The following is a 22713-nucleotide window of genomic DNA, read 5'->3' as shown; positions in this document are numbered from 1 at the left end:
ATGATCGACAGACGCGAATTCATTCTGGCCATCGGGGCTACGGGACTGCTGACGGCTTGCCAGAGCGGCCCGCCTAAACCCTCCGTCATAACGGTCAATTTGGCCGGTGGGGCCGGCATGAACCCGGGACCGGGCGGCGGCGACAGGCCGGTAACGGTAATGGTCTTACGGCTGAAGAGCACCGGCGCCTTCAATTCGGCCGACTATTTCGCCCTGCAGGGCGGTGCCGGCTCCGCACTTGGCGGCGATCTCATCGGCTCCGACACGATTTCCGTCGGACCCGGCAAGACCGCATCGAAGACCATCACGGTCGAGCCGGAAGTGGCAGCACTCGGCTTCGTCGCGCTGATCAGGGAACCCGGCGGGCGCAACTGGCGTACGACCAAATCGGTTTCGCCGGGATCAAAGTTCACCGTCAATGTGAAGCTCGGCAGCGGCGGCATTTCCGCCTAAAGCGCGTCGCGTTTGAACGCGATCCAGGCGACGCGCTTTAGGTCTTTGTTTTTATGCATGTCGTTCTCTCAAAACCGTGACCACTTTTGAGCGACATGCATTGGGCGGCGAAATCCGCAAAGCCGCGCGAGGCGATGAGCAGGAAGCAGAGAGTGTCGGCATGAGCGATGCAAACAGGGTGCTGTGGTCGGAGGGACTGTTCCTCCGCACCCAGCATTTCCAGCAACAGGACCGCTTCTTCGAAGCGACGGTGCGCGGCGCCTTGCAGGCCGGGCATCTGCATACGTTCGGCTTTCGAACGCTGATGCTCGATCAGGCACAGCTCGATGCCGGCCAGATCTCGGTGCTTTCGGCGCGCGGCATCTTTCCCGACGGGACGCCGTTCGCGATCCCTGAGACGATGGATGCGCCGCGGCCGCTGGCGGTGACGCCGGAGATGGGCGCGGGGCCAGTGCTGATCGCACTGCCGCTCGAACCGCCCGGCGGCGTCGGCTTCGACCCGGCTCACGCCGAGCCGTCAGGCGCACGCTATCGCGGCCGGATCGTCTCGGTGCGCGACGCCGTGCATGGCGGCTCCGATCCTGAGGAAATCGAGATCGCACGGCCGCAGGCGCTGTTGCTGGCGCCGGGCACGGCCGTCGGCGGCTACACCGCGCTGCCGGTGGCCGAACTCAAGGGCGTGCGCGCCGATGGCGGCGTTGCCTTGGACGACACCTTCCTGCCGCCGACCTTGGTCATCGGCGCGGCGTCCTGGTACAGCCGCCTGCTGCAGGAAGTGGTCACCGGCCTTGACCAGATCGCCGAGGCGCATGGCAAGATGGTGCTGGGCGGCCCCGGGCGCAGCGTCGAGGATCTTCTGATCCTCAATTTGGTCAACGCCGCGCGGCCGCGGCTGGCGCACATGCTGGCGCAGGATGTCTTCCATCCGGCTGAGGTCTACATGGAACTTGCCGGCCTTGCCGGCTCGATGGCGACCTACGGTTCGAGCGCAAGGCGGCTCGGCGAACTGCCTGTCTACGACCACATGGCGCCCGGACCCGCCTATTCGGCGCTGGCCGATGCGCTGCGCTCGCTGATCCTCAGCCTGCGCTACATCGAGCCGAAATCGCGCGCCCTGCCGGTCATGCGCCATGCCACCAATGTGTGGAAGATCCGCATCGACAACCCGAAACTTCTGGTGGCGAGCCGCATCGTGGTGCGGATCGGCTCCGAACTGTCGGAGGATGCCTTGCGCAAGATTTTCGTCAACCAGGCGACGGTCGGCTCGGCCAGCGAATTCGAAGGGCTGTGGAAATCACGCCTGCCCGGCATTCNCCGGCATTCCGCTGAAGCCCCTTCATTCGCAGCCGCGCGAAATTCCCTATGACGGCGACCGGCTGTGTCTCGAACTGGACCAGAAAAGCGAGCACTGGGCCTCGCTGCTCGAAGCGCCGGGTTTCGTGATCGGCGTTTCGGGCGTGCTGCCCAGCGAACCGCAGGTCGACTGCTACTCGGTCAACAGGTGAGATGATGAGCAGGGACGATCCATTCGGACTGTCCGAGGATCGGGAGCGGACGCGCATTCGGCTGAGCGGAGCGCCAACGCCGCGCGCCATGCCGCTGCCGGCGTCAGGGGTGACCGCGAAACGCTCCGCGCGCGCGCATCCGAACGTGCTCGTCAACGCGTTCTCGCCGCTGCTGGAATTTGCACCCGAACTCGAAAACGCGCAGCCGCCGGAGAACCCGGAAGCCCTGCGCACCAGGCTGCTCGACGAACTTGTGCGCTGCCGCGACACCACCATGGCGCAGGGCTCCTCGCTCGAGCGCGCCGACCAGGCCGCGTGGCTGGTGGCTGCGTTGCTCGATGATCTGGCGCTGAATACGCCGTGGGGCGGAGCCAGCGCGTGGCCACGCCAGCCGCTGGTGGTGATGCTGCGCGGCGACGTCGATGCCGGCGCGCAGTTCTTCGCCCGGCTCGAAGAGCTTGAACGCCATCCCAATCGCGACCGCGAAATGCTGGAGTTGCAGTATCATTGCATGGCGCTCGGCTTCCGCGGCAAATATCGCGTGCCTGGCCGCTCCGGCGACCGTTCGCTCAATGCGGTGCGGGTGGCTGCAGCGCGTTTCCTGCGCGACAGCGACGGCGAAGGCGCACCGCTGTCGCCCAACTGGAAAGGCGTGATCGCGTCCGATGAACCACAACGTTTCATCGTGCCGATCTGGGTGATGGTTGCGGCAGCGGCGGTGATCGCGACAGCCATCCATATCGGCCTGTCGATGAGCCTGAGCAGCCAGGCGGTCGAGCTTTCGGCGCTGGTGCGCGCACTGCCGCCGCCGACGCGTATGGATGTAACCCGCGCTTCGCCGAAGGTCGACGCGCCGCCGCCGGTGGCGGTCGATTTCGCGCTGCTGCCGGAATTCCAGGCGGCGGCGCCGGACGAGCTCAAGAGAGCGCTGAGCGGCACGGAGAGCGTGTCGCTGGCGCGGCTGGTCATCCAGGCCTCCAATCCCGAACTCTTCCAGTCGTCGCGAGCACAGCTGACAGACGGCTTCGATCCGCTCATCGCCTCGGTCGCCAAGGTGATCCTCGAGAATCAGGAGTTGATCGGCGATATCACCGTGGTCGGCCACACCGACGGCGTTCCCTTGCAAAAGACCAACCCACTGTCCACCAACCAGCGGCTGTCTGAAGCCCGCGCCGCGGAAATTGCCGATATCCTGGTCCAGAACGGCGTGCCTAAGGAGCGCGTGCGCTCCGAAGGCCGGGCCGCCACCGATCCGGTGGCCGACGACGGCACACGCGAAGGGCGGGCCTTGAACCGCCGCGTCGAAGTGCTGGTCGAAAAGAGGCTGTGACATGTTCATCCTGCGCTTCCTCTGGGCGGTCCTGACTTCGCGTTTCCTGTGGACGCTGATCGGCCTGGCGCTGCTGTCGCTGATCATCTGGGTATTCGGCCCGATCGTACGGGTCGGCGACTATGTGCCGATGGCGTCGGAGACGGTGCGCATCGTCATCATCGCGCTTCTGGTGATCTTCTGGCTGATCTGGCTGATTGTCGCGCAGCGCCGCGCGATCCGCGCCAACCGCATGTTCGTCGCCGAGATTTCCGCCCCGGTCGAGGAAAAGCGGCTCAGCCCGGGCGAGGAAAACGTCGCCGCGGTCGGCGCCAAGTTCCAGGACGTCATGGTCGAGTTGAAGCGCCGCAAGCTCGGCGGCCGCAAGTTCCTGCGCGAGATGCCGTGGTATGTGATCGTCGGCCCCCCGGCGACCGGCAAGACGACGGCCTTGCGCCAATCCGGCCTCAACTTTCCGATCGACCTCACCGACGATCTGCAGGGCATCGGCGGTACCCGCAACTGCGACTGGTTCTTCTCCGAAAACGCAGTGATGATCGACACCGCCGGGCGCTATGTCCAGCAGGAAAGCCAGCCCGATGTCGACGCCGTGGAATGGCTGGGTTTCCTCGATCTGTTGAAGAAGCATCGTGGCCGTCGTGCGCTCAACGGCGTCATCGTCGCGCTTGGGATCGACGCGCTGTCCGAGGGCGACGAAGCCGTCAAGGCGCATGGCCGCAAGATCCGCAGGCGCCTGGCCGAACTCGAGGAGCGGCTGGAGATCCGCTTGCCGGTCTATCTCATGCTGACCAAGGCCGATCTGATCAGAGGCTTCGAGGCCTTCTTCGGCGGCCTGTCGACGGCGGCGCGCGAACAGGTATGGGGGACGACCTTCCCGCTCGATGCACGCGTCGACGCCAAGACGATCGCGGGCGAAATCACGACGCTGTCGAGGGAGCTGGAAAAGCGGCTGGTGCCGCGGCTGGAGGATGAGGACAAGCTGGCCGAACGGGCCGAGATCTTCCGCTTTCCCGCACAGCTGCAAAGCCTGTCCGAGCCGATCCAGGTGCTGGTCGAGGCGATGTTCGGCGAGAGCCGCTACGAGGAGGCAGCCTGGCTGCGCGGCCTCTATCTCACCTCGGCGACCCAGGAAGGCGCGCCGATCGACCGGCTGACCGCGGCGCTCGCCTCCTCCTTCGGCCTGCCGGCACGACGCACGATGCCGGCGCAGCGTTTCGAGAAGCGCAGCTTCTTCCTCAAGAACCTTTTGACCGAGGTGATCTTCAAGGAGGCCGGGCTCGGCACCTTCGATCCTGTGGCGCAGCGCCGCCGCAGCTGGATCTGGCGCGGTGCCGCCGCTGCCTGCGCGGCTGCGGCCATACTCGCCGGCGGCCTGTTCACCTGGTCCTACTACGACAACCGCAACGCCATCGCCGCGCAAGCCGGCCAGTTCGAAGCACTGCAGGCGCCGCTGACGTCGGCCGCCGCGACGCCCGCCTCGGTGCTGCAGCCGGCTATGGACGTTGCCCTCAACGCCATGGACGAAGTCGCCAATGCCAGGACTGCGCCTCCGAACAAGGCACAGGACCTGCTCGGACCATCGGCTTCGGCCGAGATGATGCGGGCGCAGACCGACACCTATGACCACGCTCTGCGCAACGTGCTGGAGCCGCGCATGGTGGCGTTGCTGGAAGCGACCATGTGGCGGCAGATCCGCGATCCGGACTTCATGCTGGGCGCACTCAAGACCTACCGCATGATGACCGGTCTGTCTCAGATGGACTCCGACTTCGTCGAGAATTGGTGGGTGAACGACCTGCCCGAATTCGCGCCGGCCGCGCCCTTCCCGACCGCCGATGCCGAAGAACACCAGTTGGCCGCGATCCGGCGCATGGCGGTCGACGACAGCTACATCGCGCCCGACCAGGCGCTGGTCGCCGAAGCGCTGAAAACGGTCTGCACGATCTCGCTGCCGGCGCGGGCCTACAAGCAATTGCTGGCCGATCCGGCGGTGGCCGGATTGAAGGAATGGATCCCCGCCAATTTCGCCGGGCCGAATGGCGCCAAGGTATTTTCGCGACGCTCCGACAAGACGCTGCGCGTCGGCATATCAGGCGCCTTCACCTATGACGGCTTCCACGACGCGATCCTCGACCGGGTCGAGGATGTCGCCGCCCAGGCGGCACTCGACCGCGCGGTGTTTGCCGGCGGTTGCTCGGAAAATTCCGAGACCTCGGTGTCGGCACTGTCGGAAGATATCCTGAAGCTCTACTATGACGATTACATCGCGCAGTGGGACAGTTTCCTGCGCGACATGCGGCTGGCGCCGCTCAGCGACCTCAACATTGCCAGCGAGAATCTGAAGGACCTTTCCAGCGCCGATTCCGCGCTCAAGCGGCTGTTGACGGCGGTGGTCCAGGAGGTCGACCTCACCCGCTCGGACGAGGCGCCGACCGACGACAAGGCGGCGGCGAAGGGCGGCTCGAAACTGCTGGGCAAACTCGGCAAACTGGGCAAGATCGTCAAGACCGGCGCCAAGCTGTTGCCGCGGGCAGGCTCGGCGAGCGAAGTCGACCTGACCGGCACGCTGGTGGCCGAACACTTCAAGCCGCTCAAGAGCACGATTGCCGAGGTCGACGGCCAGCCGCCGGCGCTCGATGCCGCGGTCGTCGCGCTGACGGCGCTGTCCAACGTGCTGCAGACGGTGACCGCCAATCCCGACCCGCAGGACGCGATCAAGAAACAGGGCGGGCTTGCCGAACTGACCGGCGCCGTCGCCCGCCAGGCGCAAATCCTGCCCGACCCGGTCAACACCTGGCTGAGCGGCATTGCCGGCGACACCAGCGGGTTGACGCAGAAGGCCGTGGCTTCCGAGCTCAACGCCATCTGGCGCGCCGACATCCTGCCCTTCTGCCAGGCCGCGCTCAACGACCGCTATCCGTTCAGCCCCGACAGTGCCGTCGACGTCAACGTGCGCGACTTCGCCCGCCTGTTCGGACCGGCAGGGATGATCGACGGCTTCATCAACGACCATCTGATCGGCTATGTCGACACCTCGGCGCAGCCTTGGAAATGGCGTGCCGATTTCGGCCTCGACCCATCGGCGCTCGCCGCCTTCGAGCAGGCGCGGCGCATCCGCGACGATCTCTTTCCCGGCGGTCAGGGCCCGGTGATGGCCTTCACGCTCGAGCCGACCGACCTGTCGCCCAACATCACCCGCGTCACCCTCAACCTCGACGGCCAGAACCTGGTCTACTTCAACAATGCGACGCGGCCGCAGCCGATGACCTGGCCCGGCAAGGACGGCACCGGCGTCATCTCGCTCGCCTTCCAGCCGATCGACGGCTCGCCCGAAATCATGCTCAACGAGACCGGCAGCTGGGCGTGGCTGAGGATGCTGCGCGCAGGCCGCTTCACCGGCACGTCGCTGTCCGACGTCTACAGCCTGCGGCTCGGAACGAAAGGCATGTACGCCGACTTCAAGCTCAAGGCGGCGAGCGTGGAAAATCCCTACAACCTCCAGATGTTCAAGAAATTCTCATGTCCGCCGCAGATATGATCCTGCCCGGCTTCTACGGCAAAATGCCCGCCACCGGCGACTTCGTGACGCGGCGGCTGAAGGGCGAATTCGTACGGCTGTGGGACCGCTGGCTGGCGCAGCATCTGGTGCCATTGTTTGGCCAGGACATCTGGGCCACTGGCACCGCGCTGCGCTTTCTGGCCGGCACGAATTCCTTCGGCGCTTCGGCGGGCATCATCGTGCAAAGCGCCGACAAGGTCGGCCGGAAATTCCCCCTGAGCGTCGTTGCCCAGCTGCCTCAAGCGCCTGTCACGCTGACGCATGCCGAGGCATGGTTTGCGGGGATAGAAGAAGCGGCCATCGCCGCCCAGCAGGGCGAACTGACGCCCGACGAACTGGATGCAGCTTTGGCGGCACTGCCTGTTCCGTCGGTCGAGCCGGGCGAGGAACTGATCGCCGACATGGTGATGTGGACGGCGCATTCCGACATTTTCGACATCGACCCGCAATCGCCGCAAACGACGCTGGAGACAATCCTCGCCGGCAGTTGGGAGACCAGCTGATGAGGGTGAATTCGACGATGTGTAAAACACGGCACAGACGCAGACCCGATCGATAATTATGTCCAGCGCAGCCAAGGGCCCGCTGTTTTATCACCGTGTAAGGATGTGTGGTTTCGAATGTGGATATTGTCCAACCATACGCCATTCGCCGCCCAGGAAAGCTGGACGCGTGACGAGCGCGGGCACGAGGTCTGGCTGATTGCGATCAAGGCGTCGTTCGAGATCGATGCCGACGGCAAACAGCGGCTGTTGAAGGAGCAGACGCCGGTCAATTTGGCGCCCGTCTATGGCGCGGATCCGAATGAGCTTCTCGACGAGACGGATCTCAATCTGGAGAAGAAGCACACCGACATTCTGGTCGAGGGACATGTGTATACGCCCGGTGGTCGTCCGGGCGTCGGAAGTGCGGCGCGCATAAAAGTCGGCGACGTCGACAAGACCGTCCATGTGGTGGGCGACCGCGTCTTCCTGCCCGGCGCGGTGTCGGTGCGGATGAGCCGGGCCGAACCCTTCACCAAAATGCCGATCAGCTGGCGCCGGACCTATGGCGGCACCGATATAGAGGCCCCGAAACCGGACTGGGACCAGCGCAATCCGGTCGGCATCGGATTTGCTGTAGATCCGCAGCGGCTGATCAGCAAGACGGGGCCTAACTTCGAATATGCCGACGCGCCTTATCGCGATCATAGAAGCGGCAAGCCGGCCGGTTTCGGTCCGGTGGCGCGGCACTGGCAGCCGCGCATGAAACACGCCGGCACTTATGGCGCGGAGTGGGAAAAGACGCGCGATCCACTTTTGCCCAGCGATTTCAGCCGCATGTATTATCAATGCGCACCGGAGGATCAGCAGACCAGGGCTCCGCTCATCGGCTACGAAGATGTGCGGCTCGGCAATCTCACCGCCGATGGCTTCCTGCAGTTTCTCTTGCCGCGCATCACGTTCGATATGACGACCGAGTTTTACAATCGCCCGGACCGCAAGAACGGCGAAGCCATCATCCACACGCTGCGCATCAAGCCCGATCTCAGGCAGTTCTCGATCACCTGGATGTCGACCCTGCCGGTGCCTTACGACGAGGAGCGCCTGAACACCACGAATCTGCGCATCAGAAGGCGTACCGGATTTTCGCCAACAATCGCGGCGACAGGCGTCTGGCAGGCGAAAGAAAGAGAATGACGACCAAAAGAGATACGATCGTCGTGGTCGGTGTAGGAGCCCGCACGCCGCTGGGTTTCGACACGGCCTCGAGCGCGGCGGCTGTCCGCGCCGGTATCTCTGCCATTCAGGACCATCCCTACATGATCGACCGGTTCGGCGAGCGGATGAAGGTCACTCGTGACATCGGCCTCGATGATGGTCTGCGTGGACCTGACCGGGCCGTCGAGCTAGCAGTATTCCCGGCCCTTGACGCGCTACGGCCGTTTTTGGAATTGGGCCACTCAGCCGAGGTTACGTTGATCCTGTCCACCGGTGAGCCCCGGCCTGGCCAGCCTGATGGCTTCGCCGCGCAAGTCGATATGCGACTGCGCAAGCGGTTGGCTCAGCATGTCGTTCTGGAAGGCGGTGGCTCTACCGCGGGCGGCCATGCCGGGGGCCTGATAGCGATCTACCACGCTTGCAAGTCGTTGCGTGAAGGCAGGACCAAATTCTGCCTCGCCGGCGGCGTCGATACTTATCTCGAACCGGAAACTTTGGAATGGCTTGACGAGAACGAGCAGCTTCATTCCGAAGGCAACATCTATGGCCTTTGCCCAGGCGAGGCGGCGGGCTTCACTCTGCTCACGACGCTTGCCGTGGCGCGTGCCCACAGGCTTCACCCGTTGCTGGAAGTCGTCGGCTCCTCGATCGCGAGTGAAGAGAACAGGATCAAGACCGAGACGGTCGTATTGGGCGAAGGTCTCGGCGCAGCCTTCCGTTTTCTTTTCCAGGATGCGCCGATCGACAAGGTCGACCGCATCATCTGCGACATGAACGGTGAGCGCTATCGCGGCAATGAATATGGGTTCGCGGTCATCCGTAATCCCGGCCGTTTCAAGGATGCCGCCGATTTCGAGACGCCCGCCGATTGCTGGGGCGACGTCGGCGCAGCGTCGGGGCCGCTGTTCGTCAGCCTGATCACGGAAGCCGAAGCGCGCGGTTATCAACCTGGCCCGCTGTCACTGATCTGGGCAAGCTCCGAAAATGGCGCCCGGGCAGGTGTCTTGCTCGGTGGACCGAGAAAGGTTGCCTGATGCCAAGCCACATCACGGTCAACGGCCTCGGGCTAACCTACAAAGGCACTATCGGCCTCTCGATAGCGACGATCCCGGACGTCTGCAAGACACCCAGCCCCGGTGGACCGATCCCCCTGCCCTATCCCAATATCGCGACGCAAAGCACACTGAAGGACGGAACGACAACCGTCTTCGCCAAGGGCGGCAAGATGATCGCCGTCAAGGGCTCGCAGTATGGGATGAGTTCAGGCGACGAGCCAGGCACGGTCGGTGGCGTGAAGTCCAACGTCTTCAAGAAGGCGACGGACTGGATTACCTACTCGTTCGACGTGAAGATGGACGGCAAGAATGCCTGCCGGCATACAGATAAGAAGTTCCACAATGACAAGAATACGGTCAATTTAGCTGGCGATCTTGACCCTCTTCCACCTGGCGGACAGGCACTCCTTGACATTGTTTGCGAGTGCCACAAACACATTGACGATGTCGATGCCGGTCGATCTAGGAAGGCTACTTGTCCTGAACTCGGAGAGCAGAAGCATTCCTGTGTGGATGCCGGGTGCCGTTTGCATAATGCGCAAGGGAAAACACCGAAATTACAGGCCGAGGAATGCTACAGTGTGGAGACAGGCGACCATATTCCGAACGTTTCCCGTCAGTGCCCACCTAATGTGCCGTTCTGGCAACATCGCAGATGGCTGTCTGGAAAGATCTTTCCAGATGGGGCAATTCTCGATGCTAATGGGAAAGTTGATCGATTTACCGAGTACAAATTTCAATGTCCGAAAGGCACGCCGGTTGCCTATGCCAAGGCGACCGGAGCTCCAAGGGGCCTATCTGAAGGAACAACCCCGCAGACTTGGACCCCGGCAAAATTTAATAAGAAAGGCGTCATGAAAAAGGCCGATCAGCGCACCAGGACTGTTGAACTCGGAGCGAAACAGAAACCACCGGTCACCAACCCACCACTTTTGCTCACAAGCGAGATGTGCAAGTGATGAACCTCGACCAGTTGAATCATGTAGTTACCATGCGTTCCGGAGATTATCTGGCGGTACGCCCGGGGCTTTCGATATGCCTTTTTTACGCAGAACCAGCTTCTGAAATCAGCGCTGACGTTGCACGGATACTTGAAGCCTATATGGACTTCATCAAACCGAACTACTTGAATTCCTACCTGGCCACGGACGGCGCTTGGAAATCCGCGAAATCTAAGGTCTTCAGCTCTACCCTTGAGAATCTTAGAAGGGTCAAGAAGGGCAACTTTGCTGAGTTTCATTTCGGTCAAGAACCGAATTCAAACGTTGGAGAATTCGGAGCGCATTATAAGGCGGGGCCACTCAACGACCCCTTTTTCGATCGTTCGACTAATGTCCTTCACCTGGAATTTCCACTTTATTACGCTGAGGAACCACAAGCGGCGAGGCTAGCCAGCTTCGTTGAGCAACTTATACGATTCAGAATGCCGGATTCTGGCTATTGTGGGTACGCGTTTAAGCACCTCTTTATGACGTTCACTGACCAAGCCTTCGCCTTTATCGCATCCAAGGCGATGCGCTTTGTAGGATTCGATGTGCCAGAAGACGCGGTAAGACTTTGGGCGCGAGGTCATGTTTACAATGTTTCTTGGATAACTTTGCTTGGTCCGAATATCATGAGGAAACTTGGTGGAAGCGACGGCTTGCGACGCGCCCTCGCAGCTTCTCTCAAGGTCACGGAAATCAATGGCGGCCTTCTGATACAGTCGTCGGAAAAGCCTGTTGCTGGCGACGTAAACCGAGGGATGAAAGACATTGAGCCTATGGTTCAGCTTGCCACGGTGACAAAGCCAGCCAGAATCGAGGTGGCCAACGTTGGACCGAGCATTCCAGACTTTGCCGAACGGTGGCTTAGTCGCTTCGATTCATTAAACAATTGAGCGCTTAAAGATATGGATCGGCCATTTCCCGTTTCGTTTTCCCCGAACTCGTCCCCTCGCGAGTTGAACGTAATTGTCGAATTCACGGATATTCCAACGGAATTCGCCATGAACTCTCTTAACAACGATGTTCTCTCTGTTTTCGCCAACTTGGCAGATCACGGGGGCCTATCTGGAGACTCAATTTACCCTGGCGCTTTTCAAGGACTGACATGGAGAGTTACGCTTTCACAACGTTCCGCACAATGCTCCTTACAAAATCTTATTGTTGACCCTTCATCGCACTTTATACTTGTAAACATGCTTCACTGGTTTCACATCAAGGTGTCTTCTCTCAGATCGGCTTTCATTCTATGGCCTCCTGAACAATTAGTTAAGGACGCGTCATTTGTTGAATTCCCGAGCACATTTCCAAAATTATCTTTTAATCAAAGGATCGATGAAATATCCGACGAGTTCGATATAGAGGTCGATCTAGACGGCTTAGCTAGTGATGATATACTTAAACAATTTGTAGATGTAGTTGATATCTGGTTCATGGCAACACACCGCGGTGCATTTTCCAGCGACACTTTCGAGCCGTCAGCATCTGGAGTTTTCCCGGGGGAAGATATCGATATAGAGCCCGATAGCCTAATTTGGTACGTCGATCGATTCCGAACACAGATGGAAGCTCTGGACAGCCTGTTGAATATCTTTGAATGGCTTCATCACAATATATTTCGAATCAAGGAAGTTACTATCAGCCGATAGAATCCGTCGCGTGTAATATTTTTACAGCAGATTGCAGAGTTGACCCCACTCTTTCACCTTGTCCGATATCGGAACTCTAGCACTGTCATCTCCGAAATGATCCTCGAAAGCCTGGCCAATTTGGCTCGGTTCGGCGGTGAAGAGATCCGCCGCGCGCGCCTCGGGAAACAGCTCCAGAAACGCGGCGCCCGCCGGCACGGCCAGCGCCGGTGCGCGCATCTGGTGGATCAGCCAGTGCAGGACTGCGCGGTCACTCAGCATGCCGGCGCCGCGCACGGCCAACGGCGCGGTTTCAGGCGATTTGAGCAATCCTCCCATCCAGGCCCGTACATCCTTGTCGGGCGCCGCTTTGACCGCCGCACGCAACGCCGTCATTGCGTCGGGGCCGCCGCTAACCGCCACCTTGCGCAGCGCGGGACTGGCGAGGTCGCCGGAGCCGAGTTCGGCCAGCGCCCATGCGGCCCAGAAGCGCGGCTGCTCTTCAGCATCCTCCAGCGCCGTCCGTAGATCCGGGGCAAGGTCTTTGCGTTTCAGCTTGCCGGCGAGGCGCAGGCCGGCGGAGCGCACACGCGCATCCGGATCGCGCACAAGCCGCGTCAGCATCTGCTTGGGATCGACGCCGTGCCCGAGGCAGGCCGACACGCCGAGAAATCGCTTGAACGCATCCTGCGCGCCGATCCAGTCCCGCACCTCCGCGGCGATGGTTTGCGGCTTGTGCCAAGCCAGCGCGCCGACCAACCCACGTGCATCGTCCTGGCTTTTTCGGCCGAGCTCGACAGCCTCTGCCAGACGGCCGCCGTCGCGCTGCTCGATCGCCATCCATGCGTAGAGGAACAGTTCGCCCTTTTCGGGGAAGTCTTCATAGGCCGCGACGACGAACGGCCAGGCGGCCGGGCCGGCGATGCGCAAACCATCGAGGTTGGCTTCCATGCGCCGGTCGACGCCGGCGACCACATGAAGGTCCGGCGGATCGTCCATCATCAGCGTGTCGCGCTGCGCCCAGAAGAAGGCGGCCTGCTCGGCGTGCTGCCTGACGATGTCAGGAACGATTGGCCGTTCCGGCGCGCCTTTCAAATTTTGACTGCGGGTCGCGGCCATCATCAGTTCAGGTCGATCGAACCGCCGCGGATACGATTGGCGGCGCTCGCCTGGCTGGTGACGTAAGTGCCGCGAATGGTGATGCGGCCGTCCTTTTCCATGATGATCGTCGCCTTGCCACAACGCAGTTCGATACGCTCCTCGCCGATGACGCGAACGCGCTCGCCGTCGCGCACGATTTGCGGCGCACCGGTCTTGCGCGCCGGCTCGACGATGCGGCCGACGATCAGCGGCTTCATCGCGTCACCTTCCTGAAACAGCAAGGCCACTTCGGAGCCGATCATGTCGGCTGTCAGCTCGGACAGGCTTCGCGCGGGTAAGGCTGTCTCTTCCGGGTTACCGGGGAACACCACCAGCGGTGATGCATCATCATCGAAACCGAGAAAGATTCCTATCACCACACCGTCAATGCGTTCACGAACGTCACTCATCGTTGGACCTCAATTCTCGCTTATCTTCGAGCCCTTCATGGTGATGTCGCTGGAAGCCTTGATGCTGATCTTGCCCGACGCCTTGACCGAGATATCCTTGCCTTCGATCGCGATCGTGCCATCTTTTTTCATCATAATTTTTGCTGACCCAGTCTGGATCAGTATCTCGTCGCCCGCGTCGATGACCAGCTTCTTGCCGATTTTGATGGTGCCATTGCCAGTGACCGAAATGGCACTGTCTTTGCCAACGGAAAGCGAATGCGCGCCCGCCACGGATGTCGAATCGTCCTTGCCCACCGAAGCGGTGCGTCCACCGCCGACCGTCGAGCCTTGATCCTTCGCGATGCTCTCGGTGTGGCCGCCGCCTATCGACACGCTCTGGTCGGAAGCGATCTGCCAGCTGTCCTTTGCGCCGATGCTGTGGCTCTGCCCTGCACCAACCGTCACCGAGCGCGAAGCGCCGATGGTGTTAGTCTGGACGGCACCGACGGTCCTGGTCTCCGCCGCACCGACGCTGTCGACCCGCGCCGCGCCGACCGTCACCGTCTGGACGATCGCAACCGTCTGTGTGTGATTGGCGCCGATCGTCTCGGTCGAGTTCGAGCCGATGTTGATCGTTTCATCGACCCCCACCGTCAGTGAGCGGTTCTTGCCCACCGTCTCGGTGTCGTTCGACCCGATATCGGTGGTCTGGTCGACACCGACCTTGACCGTCTTGTTGTTGCCGACGTCCTCGTCGAGGTTGTGGCCGACGGAGTGCTTGGCGTCGTGGTCGATGCGGTCGGACTGGTCGTGCTGGACCAGCTTCTGGCGATCATTCTTGATCAGAAGGTGGTGGTCCTTCTGCGCCTGGAAGTTGACCAGCTCCGAGCCGGCCTTGTCCTCGAACATCAGTTCGTTGTAGCCGCCACCGCCCTTCGACGAGTTGGACTTCCAGCCGGACTGCGTGGCGTTGCCAGGCAGTCCGTAGGGCGGCATCTGCGAGGCGTTGTAGACCCGGCCGGTGATGATCGGCAGGTCCGGATTGCCTTCGATGAAATCGACGATAACTTCCTGGCCGATGCGCGGGATCTGGATGAAGCCCCAGCCGCTGCCGGCCCAGGTCTGCGACACCCGCACGAAGCAGGAGCTCTTCTGGTCCTTCTTGCCGAGGCGGTCCCAGTGGAACTGCACCTTCACCCTGGCATATTTGTCGGTGAAGATCTCCTCGCCGGACGGACCGACCACGGTCGCCGTCTGCGGCCCGCGCATGATCGGCCTTGGCGTGATGCGCGGCGGCCGATAAGCAACTGAGGTCGGCGCCACACCGAGCACCACCTTGAAATTCTCGCCATCGGTGTCGACGCCGGCGCGATAGCCCGGATCGAACAGCCGGTACTCGGCGCTGAGCACCAGATAGTCCTTGTTCTGGTCGTCGCGCGGAAAGCCGTCGAGCTTGAAGGTGCAGCCGGAAAACAGGCCGCGCACCGTGCCGACGGCGGCAATGCGCAGGTGTGGCGCCTGGATTTCTTCGCGCCTGATCGCCGCCAGGCTGTCGCCGCGCCCGACTTCCAGATGCGCGCCGGGGTGGCGATAGTTCTCGCCCGCGGCCTGCTTGTGGCCGAAGGGCTGCTCCGACTTCGCCATCAAATCGGCGGCGGGTTTTTCGAAGTCATAATCGGTGTGGGCATAGGCGCCGGGGCGCACCGCGCTGCCTGGAATCCAGTCGGTGATGTATTCGACGTCGCGGCGCGAGCCCTGCCCTTCGAACTGATATAGCACCGTCTCATAGCCCGGCGCCGGCTTGAGCTTGCTCATGGCGTCGGCCAGGATCAGCGTGTGCTCGCCCTCGGCATGCTCGAAGAAGTACATTATGCCTTCATGCTCGAGCAGCCGCTGCACGAAATCGAGGTCGCTCTCGTCGTACTGCACGCAATATTCGCGCGGCGGATAGGAGCCTTGCAAGCGCTTCTCGAACTTGGCGATGCCGCCATATTTGGAGAAGATCTCCTCCACGATCTCGACGGCAGTCTTGTCCTGGAAAATGCGGCAGTCGGTGGTATTGCCGAGGAACCACAGCCACGGCCTGACGACCGCCTCGTAGTGAGCCAGCCGATCTTCGATGCGGGTAAGGCGAAACTCGGCGATGAGGCCGCTGAACCAGCGCTTGGGGTCGGCCTCGCCTTCGATCGAAACGGCGCCGCCCAGCATCTTCAGCGGGTCGATATCGGCATTGGTCGAAACAAATCCAACGGTGTAGGCAAGGCAGCGGCTGATCTCGTCGCGGCCGACGAGATGCGTGAAAGTCAACAGTTCGGCGCCGACCGGCGTCTGCACAAGCGCGGCGCGTTGTTCACTCGGCATGGGTCGTGCCCCTCCTGAGCGCTAGTGTGGCAGGTTCGAAGCCCTTCTTGTGTTAACGACCTCACGTTCAGGGATATTTCGCAACTTGCCACCCAAGCCATGTTGAGCCTACCACATGTTCTATGGCAGACCAAAGAGGACAAGGCGGCAGGCCGTTGCTGTTTGCGCCGCTTTCGCCAGTGTGAAACGCCGCTCTCCCGCTGTGCCCGCAAGCTGCTAGACTGTGGCACATCGGATCAATGGAAGCGCAGCGGTCGACGGTCCATAGCGCATGTTCATCAGTCTGCAGATCAGCAATGTCGATGTCCTGCCTGCCGGGCTGCCGCCCGGCTACGCATCGCGCGACCGCGGCTTCGAGATCGGGCGGGAGAACTGCGCCTGGACCTTGCCCGATCCGGACAAGTTCATCTCCGGCCGACATTGCGAGATCCGCTACGAAGGCGGCGCCTTTTTTCTCCACGACGTCTCGCGCAACGGCACATTCGTCAACAGGTCGAGCCAGCGCCTGACCGGCCCGCATCGGTTGGCGCAAGGGGACCGGCTCCGGATCGGCCGCTATATCGTCTCGGTATCGATCGATGACGGGAACCCAGCCTTCGGTGGCCATGGCTCGACGCAACGGCAGATGCCCGTTGCCGGATCCTTTCCAGACCATGCCGCTTCGCCACGGCCACTGACCGCGCCGCCCGCTTCGGTCTCCAGCCGGCCACAGCAAGCCGACGAGATCCTGCGCGCGATTGCCGCCGGCGCCGGCATTCCGCCAGAGGTGCTTTTGCTGCGCCAGCCGCAGGAGGTGGCCGGCGAGATCGGCGCGGTGCTGCGCATCGTCGTCGACGAACTCGTGCTGCTGTTGAAGGCGCGCGCCGCCGCGAAAGTCCTGGCCAAGACTAGCGATCGGACCATGATCAATTCCGCCGACAACAATCCGCTGAAGTTCGTGCCCGGGACCGACGAAATCCTCGACATCATGTTCGCGCGGCGCAGGGCCGGCTATCTTGATGCCAGGCACAGTATCGAAGACGCTTTCCACGACCTCAAGACGCATGAATTCGCCACCTTCGCCGCCATGCAGGCAGCGCTGTCGCGGTTGCTTGACGATCTGTCGCCCGAGGCGATTGCGAAAAAACTGCCGCCATCCTCCTTTGCCTCGAAGAAAACGCGCGCCTGGGACGCGCTGGTCGCGACCTGGCGGGCCAAGGAGGAAGCGCACGAGAATGGCATGCTGGACATATTCCTCACCTATTTCAGTGAAGCCTATGCCAAGGCCGCCAAACAGAAGACCGGCAAGGGCTAAGCCCGCGCACCGCTGAAGACACCGTGAAGGCGACCCGAGCACGGGCCGGCCACCAAAATTGCGCCGGGTTTCCATCGCAACCTTCTGAGACTACGATCACATACGACGATTGAGCACGCGGGTACGGTTGGTCGACCTCGGGGGTCTGCGGCACATGTCATGTCACGGCGAGATAGCGTCCTGCGGTCCGCGTTTGCGCGGACATGGCGCTGTGCGTCGCGGCGCGCGGGCGTAGAGGCAGGGATCGGCGATGAGCTCGAAGGATGATCCTTTCGATCCGACCGGCAAAACCGTCATCCGCCCCAGCCGCCCCAATCCCGGCCGCAAGCAAAAGACGGTTCTCGCCCGCGATGCGCCGGCCCCCGGCAGTACGGTGATCGCCCCTGCCAGCGTCCCGGAACCCACGGTTTTCGATCCCAACGCCGGCCGCCAGCCGCCGTCCGACGTCACGGGGACGGTGATCTATCAGGGAACGCCCTTCGCCAACGCGCCGGCCGATCCGCCCGTTCACGGCTCAGCCGGGACGGCGGGGAAAACGCCATGGGATGCGCTGCTCGGCGCCAGCGATGCCGTCGATTATGGCGCGGCCAACCCGATCGTCGCTGCCGCGGCGCCCTTGCTGATACTGCTTGGGCATCTGCGGCTGATGGCTGTCGAAAGACCGGCCGAGCCGCTGGCGCAGCATGTCGCCGGCCTGATCGAGGATTTCGACCGCAAGATCGCCAGGACCGATACCTCGGAAGAGGATGCGCGCATCGCCAGCTATGTGCTTTGCGAAACCGCCGACGATATCGTCGCCAATCTGCCCGGTTCCAGCCGGGATGCGTGGGCGCAGCACGCCATGCTGCAGCGCTTCTTCCAGGTCAAACCCACCGGCGCCGGTTTTTTCCAGGCGCTGAACACGGTGCTGGCGACGCCGGAACCTCATCGCAATCTCATCGAGCTGATGCATGTCTGCCTGTCGCTTGGCTTCGAAGGCCAGTATCGCGGCCAGCCGCGCGAGAGCCTCGAACGGGTCCGCCGCGACGTCTACGAGACATCAGCCTATTTCCGCGTCCTCGGTGACGACGACATCTCGCCGCGCTGGCAAGGCTTGTCGGTCACATCGGCGCAAGGCTCCAGGCGGGTTCCGCTCTGGGCCATAGCCGCTGCAACCGCGGCAGTTTTGACCGCAGCCTTTTTCACGCTGCGCGTGCTCATCACCAATGATGGCGAGGCTGTTGCCGGCGAGTTGCTGGCGCTCAATCCGGCGACGCCGGTCACCATCGAGCGCACCGGTTTCGTGCCGCTGACCGAGGAGGTGAAAGTCGTCGCAGCGCCAACGACGATTGCGCAGGTCGATCGCATCCGCACTGCCTTGGCCAAGGAGATCGAAGGCGGCGGCGTCAGCGTCGGCACCAAGGGTGATTTCATCATCGTGGAAATCAGCAACGCCCTGCTGTTCCAGTCGGGACGAGCCGAGGTCAAGCCGGAGTTCGAGCCGGTGGCCGCCAGCATCGCGGCGGCTCTCGACGCGGAGCGCGGGCCGATCCGGATCGTCGGCCACACCGACAACGTCAAACCGAAGAAGACCAGCGCCTTCAAATCGAATTTCGACCTCTCCGTCGCACGTGCCCAGTCGGTGGAAAAGATGATCGCAGCGCATTTCAGCGATCCGTCGCGGACAAAGGTCGAGGGCAAGGGCGAGGACGAGCCCATCGACGACAATGCAACGCCGGAGGGCCGCGCCAAAAACCGCCGTGTCGATGTAATGATCCCGCGGGAGGAGACGCTGTGACCGGCTGGCTGCTGCGCATCTTCAGCGCGCTCGCGCTCGCCGGCTTTGCCGCCGCGGTCTGGTACGCCGGCCCGTTAATCCGCTTTGCCGGCGCCCGGCCGTTGGATCCCATCTGGCTGCGGGCAATGATCATCGGCATCGTCGTCGGAACGGTGGCGATCATCTACGCAATCCGGCTCTGGCGCAGGCGCAAGGCGCAGAAGGCGCTGGAGGCCGCCATGGCCAGCGCCGAGGATGACGGCAGCGATGCAAAGATGCTGGAAGCTCGCATGAACGAAGCAGTCGCGACGCTCAGGCAGTCGAGCGGCAAGCGCAACTTCCTCTACGACGTCCCCTGGTACATCGTCATTGGCCCGCCGGGCGCCGGCAAGACCACCGCGCTGGTCAATTCCGGCCTGAACTTTCCGCTTGCCGGGTCGGGCCAGGCGCAGCCGGTGGCGGGTGTCGGCGGTACGCGAAATTGCGACTGGTGGTTCACCGACGAGGCGGTGCTGATCGACACGGCCGGGCGCTACACGACGCAGGATTCCCATGCACGGACCGACAGCAAAAGCTGGCTGGCGTTCCTGTCGCTGCTCAAGCGGCACCGGACGCGCCAGCCGATCAATGGCGTCATCCTGGCGATCAGCCTTTCCGATCTGATGGCGGACAGCGAGCAGGCGGCCCGCGTCGCCGAGATCCGCAGCCGCCTGCAGGAAATCCACGAGGTCCTGAAGGTCCGCTTTCCCGTCTATGTGCTGTTCACCAAGGCCGACCTGGTCTCCGGATTCATGGAATATTTCGGCGGTTTCGACGAAGCACGCCGGCGCAAGGTGTGGGGCGCGACCTTCCAGACCGCCGAGCGCGGCCTGAACATGGTCGCGGAAGCGCCAGCCGAATTCGACGCGCTGGTGAAGCGCCTGACCGAAGAGATGAGCGAGCGGCTGCAGGCGGAGACCGATCCGGTCGCGCGCATCGCCATTTTCGGCTTCGCCGCGCAGCTCGGCGCGCTGAAAGGCCGGATCGTGCATTTCCTCGAGGGCGTTTTCGAGCCGACGCGCAAGCAGCTGAACGCCCCCCTGCGCGGCCTGTATTTTTCTTCCGGCACGCAGGAAGGCACGCCGATCGACCAGTTGCTGGGCAGCATAGGCCGCACTTTCGGCAGGAGTGCCCAGGCGCATCTTTCCGGCACCGGCAAAAGCTTCTTCCTGCACGATCTGTTGAGCCGCGTCATTTTCGCCGAGTCCGGCTGGGTGTCCTATGACAGGGCGGCCGACAGGCGCGTTGCGATCGCCCGCTACGCCGGCCTGACAGCGATCGCGGCCATAGCGATCGCCGCGCTTGGCGTTCTCGGCCTGAGCTTTACGACCAACAAATCGCTGGTCGCCGCGACCGGACAGGCGGCAGGCCAATACCGCGCGACAGCCGCGCCGCTGCTGGCCAGCACGACGGTGTCGGATGCCGACCTCGAAACCGTCATCGGTGCGCTAGATGCGCTGCGCGGCCTGCCGGCCGGCTATGACACCAAGGATCAGCCGACGCCGGCCACGGCGACGTTCGGCCTCAGCCAGCGCGAGCGTATCCTTTCGGCTTCCGAGACTGCCTACCGGCAAGGGCTGGAGCGCATGTTCCGCTCGCGCCTGCTGTTCCAGCTCGAACGCACGATCGAGGCCAGGATGGCCGATCCGATGGCGCTGTACGAGCCGCTGAAGATTTACCTGATGCTGGGCGGCAAGGCGCCGAAAGTGGATGACGAGCTGGTCGTCACCTGGCTGAAACGGGACTGGGAACAGAACCGCTATCCCGGCGCCCACAATCGCGACGGCCGGGCGCAATTGGAGAAGCATTTGCGCGCCATGCTGGCGCTCGACAACGACCAGGATCCCTCGTTCGAACTCAACCGCACGCTGGTCGAATCCGCCCAGCGCTCGCTCGGCCGCATGAGCCTTGCCGATCGCGCCACCGCTCTCATCCAGTCGGCCACCTATGCGGCGGCGCTGGACGATTTTTCGGTGGCCTCGCAAGCCGGCCCGGAAGCGCCGATGCTGTTCGAGCGCAATGACGGAAACGATGTCGCCGGCCTTCGCGTCCCCGGTCTCTACACCCATGCCGGCTTCGACTTCTATCTGGCGCAACTTGCCAGGAGCGCGCAGGCGCTGGTCGACGATCAATGGGTGATCGGCTCGAGCGGCGAGCAAGCCGGTTTCGACCAGGAATTGCTCAAGCTCGGCCCGGAGCTGCTCGATCGCTATGGCAAGGGCTTTGCGGCGGCGTGGAACGAGGTGCTCGACAGGTTGAAGTTCAAGGCAATGGCCGCCGACAAACCGCAATATCTGGCACTGTCCGCAGCGGGATCACCGAGTTCGCCGCTGATGCAGCTGTTCGAGGCGATCGCGCGCGAAACAGCTTTGACGCAAGAGCGCAATCCGGCTGCGCCGTCTCAAGACAGCGACCAGGAAACCGCCGCGCGCGCCAAGGGCCTCGCCCGCATCGGCATCGAGATTGCGGCGCGCAAATCGCAGAGCAGGGCCGGGACCGCCTTTGTCAGCACCCAGAACCAGGATCCCGGCGCCAACATCGAAGCCCAGTTCCGGTCTTTCCAGGCTTTGGTGGCCGGGGCGCCGGGGCAGCGGCCGCTCGACGCCCTGACCCAGAATTTCCGCGAAATCTATCAGAGCGTGCGGCTGGCCGCCGATGTCCCCGCCCAGACGGACCAGGCCAACGCCAATCTGCAGCTGCAGATATCGACTCTACGCGCCAACGCCTCGCGGCTGCCGAAGGCGCTGGCCAGGATGGTGAGCGCGGCGGCGGACGATTTCGAGGGCACCGTCGCCGAAACATCGACCACGCGTCTCAACGAGATGCTGGAGGAGACCGTCGGCCGTCTGTGCGAGGAGGTGATTGCCGGGCGCTTTCCATTTGCCCCCGCCGGCACCGACGATGTCGCCATGGCGGATTTTGCCAGATTGTTTTCTCCGGGCGGGGTTCTCGACCGGTTCTTCGCGCAGAACCTGGCGTCGCTGGTCGACATGAGCGGCCAGGACTGGGACTGGAAACAGGACACCAGGTTCGGCCGCAATCTGGCGAAATCGACGCTGAAGAACTTTCAGCTCGCGGCACAAATCCGCGCGGCTTTCTTTCCGCTCGGCGGGCCGGTGCCGTCGATCAACATCACCTTCACGCCGCTGTCGCTGCATGGCGATGCCGACATGGCGCTGCTCAATATCGACGGCCAGGTGCTGCAGGCCACCCAGGCCGGCAACACGCCGGGACTGATTCCGTGGCCGGGCAAGACCGGTTCGGCCAGTCTCAGCCTGACGCCGGAGCTGCCCGGCCGCGAGTCCGCAATCAAGTTCGACGGTCCCTGGGCTTTGAAACGATTGCTGGACAAGGGGCAGGTCACCGCCAATGGCGATAGTCTCGAAGCGCATTTCGTCATCGGCGGACGGGATGTCGCCTACACGATCAAGACCGGGGAGGACGGCAACCCATTCACGCTGCCGGCGCTTTCCGCGTTCAGCTGCCCGAAGGCTTTCTGATGGGGAATTGCATGGCAG

At 62.7% G+C, this 22713-nt stretch carries 15 protein-coding genes and 1 pseudogene; 13 read left to right on the top strand and 3 right to left on the bottom strand.

Features of this window, described 5'->3' with window-relative positions:
- From tssJ to X756_RS0133875, 10 genes and pseudogenes are all read left to right on the top strand, one after another.
- Entirely contained in the window at positions 1-453 is a 453-nt protein-coding gene (gene tssJ, locus X756_RS156750) for a type VI secretion system lipoprotein TssJ (RefSeq protein ID WP_023687030.1), read from the top strand.
- Positions 454-613: 160 nt separating this feature from the next.
- A pseudogene (tssK, locus tag X756_RS01000000165330) lies at positions 614-1958 on the top strand (type VI secretion system baseplate subunit TssK).
- Between the two features lie 4 nt (positions 1959-1962).
- Positions 1963-3288 (top strand): type IVB secretion system protein IcmH/DotU, encoded by a 1326-nt coding sequence (icmH, locus tag X756_RS156755; RefSeq protein ID WP_023729247.1) that lies wholly within the window; start codon positions 1963-1965, stop codon positions 3286-3288.
- A 1-nt stretch (position 3289) separates the two neighbouring features.
- Positions 3290-6826, top strand: a complete 3537-nt coding sequence (gene tssM / locus X756_RS156760) for a type VI secretion system membrane subunit TssM (protein ID WP_023729246.1) — start codon at positions 3290-3292, stop codon at positions 6824-6826.
- Entirely contained in the window at positions 6808-7350 is a 543-nt protein-coding gene (tagF, locus tag X756_RS156765; protein ID WP_023729245.1) for a type VI secretion system-associated protein TagF, read from the top strand. Before tssM (X756_RS156760) ends, tagF begins: the two co-directional genes overlap by 19 nt.
- A gap of 117 nt (positions 7351-7467) precedes the next feature.
- On the top strand, positions 7468-8526 hold the full coding sequence (locus X756_RS156770; RefSeq protein WP_023729244.1) for a DUF2169 domain-containing protein: 1059 nt from the start codon (positions 7468-7470) through the stop codon (positions 8524-8526).
- A complete protein-coding gene (locus tag X756_RS156775; RefSeq protein ID WP_023729243.1) occupies positions 8523-9581 on the top strand; it encodes a beta-ketoacyl synthase N-terminal-like domain-containing protein in 1059 nt (352 codons plus the stop codon). The genes X756_RS156770 and X756_RS156775 overlap by 4 nt, the downstream gene beginning before the upstream one ends.
- The gene (locus tag X756_RS1000000169750) at positions 9581-10561 is read left to right on the top strand and encodes a DUF4150 domain-containing protein (protein ID WP_023729242.1); all 981 of its coding nucleotides are present in this window, start codon (positions 9581-9583) and stop codon (positions 10559-10561) included. The genes X756_RS156775 and X756_RS1000000169750 overlap by 1 nt, the downstream gene beginning before the upstream one ends.
- Entirely contained in the window at positions 10561-11481 is a 921-nt protein-coding gene (locus X756_RS1000000166610) for a type VI immunity family protein (protein ID WP_023729241.1), read from the top strand. Before X756_RS1000000169750 ends, X756_RS1000000166610 begins: the two co-directional genes overlap by 1 nt.
- Before the next feature lie 108 nt (positions 11482-11589).
- Complete coding sequence (locus X756_RS0133875) at positions 11590-12234, top strand: hypothetical protein (protein ID WP_156941350.1); 645 nt, start codon at positions 11590-11592, stop codon at positions 12232-12234.
- A 21-nt stretch (positions 12235-12255) separates the two neighbouring features.
- On the opposite strand, the gene X756_RS156780 is transcribed toward X756_RS0133875, so the two are convergent.
- From X756_RS156780 to tssI, 3 genes are read right to left on the bottom strand one after another with little or no spacing between them, the layout of a single operon-like run.
- Complete coding sequence (locus tag X756_RS156780; RefSeq protein ID WP_245264465.1) at positions 12256-13332, bottom strand: HEAT repeat domain-containing protein; 1077 nt, start codon at positions 13330-13332, stop codon at positions 12256-12258.
- Between the two features lie 2 nt (positions 13333-13334).
- Positions 13335-13763, bottom strand: a complete 429-nt coding sequence (locus X756_RS156785; RefSeq protein WP_023729239.1) for a DUF6484 domain-containing protein — start codon at positions 13761-13763, stop codon at positions 13335-13337.
- Between the two features lie 9 nt (positions 13764-13772).
- The gene (gene tssI, locus X756_RS156790; RefSeq protein WP_023729238.1) at positions 13773-16106 is read right to left on the bottom strand and encodes a type VI secretion system tip protein TssI/VgrG; all 2334 of its coding nucleotides are present in this window, start codon (positions 16104-16106) and stop codon (positions 13773-13775) included.
- Positions 16107-16377: 271 nt separating this feature from the next.
- Here tssI and tagH point away from each other — a divergent pair, with 271 nt between their 5' ends.
- The 3 genes from tagH (at position 16378) to tssM (X756_RS156805) (ending at position 22695) form a co-directional block, all read left to right on the top strand.
- On the top strand, positions 16378-17400 hold the full coding sequence (gene tagH, locus X756_RS156795; RefSeq protein ID WP_023729237.1) for a type VI secretion system-associated FHA domain protein TagH: 1023 nt from the start codon (positions 16378-16380) through the stop codon (positions 17398-17400).
- A 250-nt stretch (positions 17401-17650) separates the two neighbouring features.
- Entirely contained in the window at positions 17651-19177 is a 1527-nt protein-coding gene (gene tssL, locus X756_RS156800) for a type VI secretion system protein TssL, long form (RefSeq protein WP_023729236.1), read from the top strand.
- Positions 19174-22695 (top strand): type VI secretion system membrane subunit TssM, encoded by a 3522-nt coding sequence (tssM, locus tag X756_RS156805; RefSeq protein ID WP_023729235.1) that lies wholly within the window; start codon positions 19174-19176, stop codon positions 22693-22695. The genes tssL and tssM (X756_RS156805) overlap by 4 nt, the downstream gene beginning before the upstream one ends.
- Positions 22696-22713 lie beyond the last annotated feature (18 nt).

Source organism: Mesorhizobium sp. LNJC405B00, from assembly GCF_000502615.1.
In the GTDB taxonomy this organism is placed as follows: domain Bacteria; phylum Pseudomonadota; class Alphaproteobacteria; order Rhizobiales; family Rhizobiaceae; genus Mesorhizobium.
Note: the sequence above shows the minus strand (reverse complement) of the source record. Positions and strands in the feature narration are given on the sequence as shown.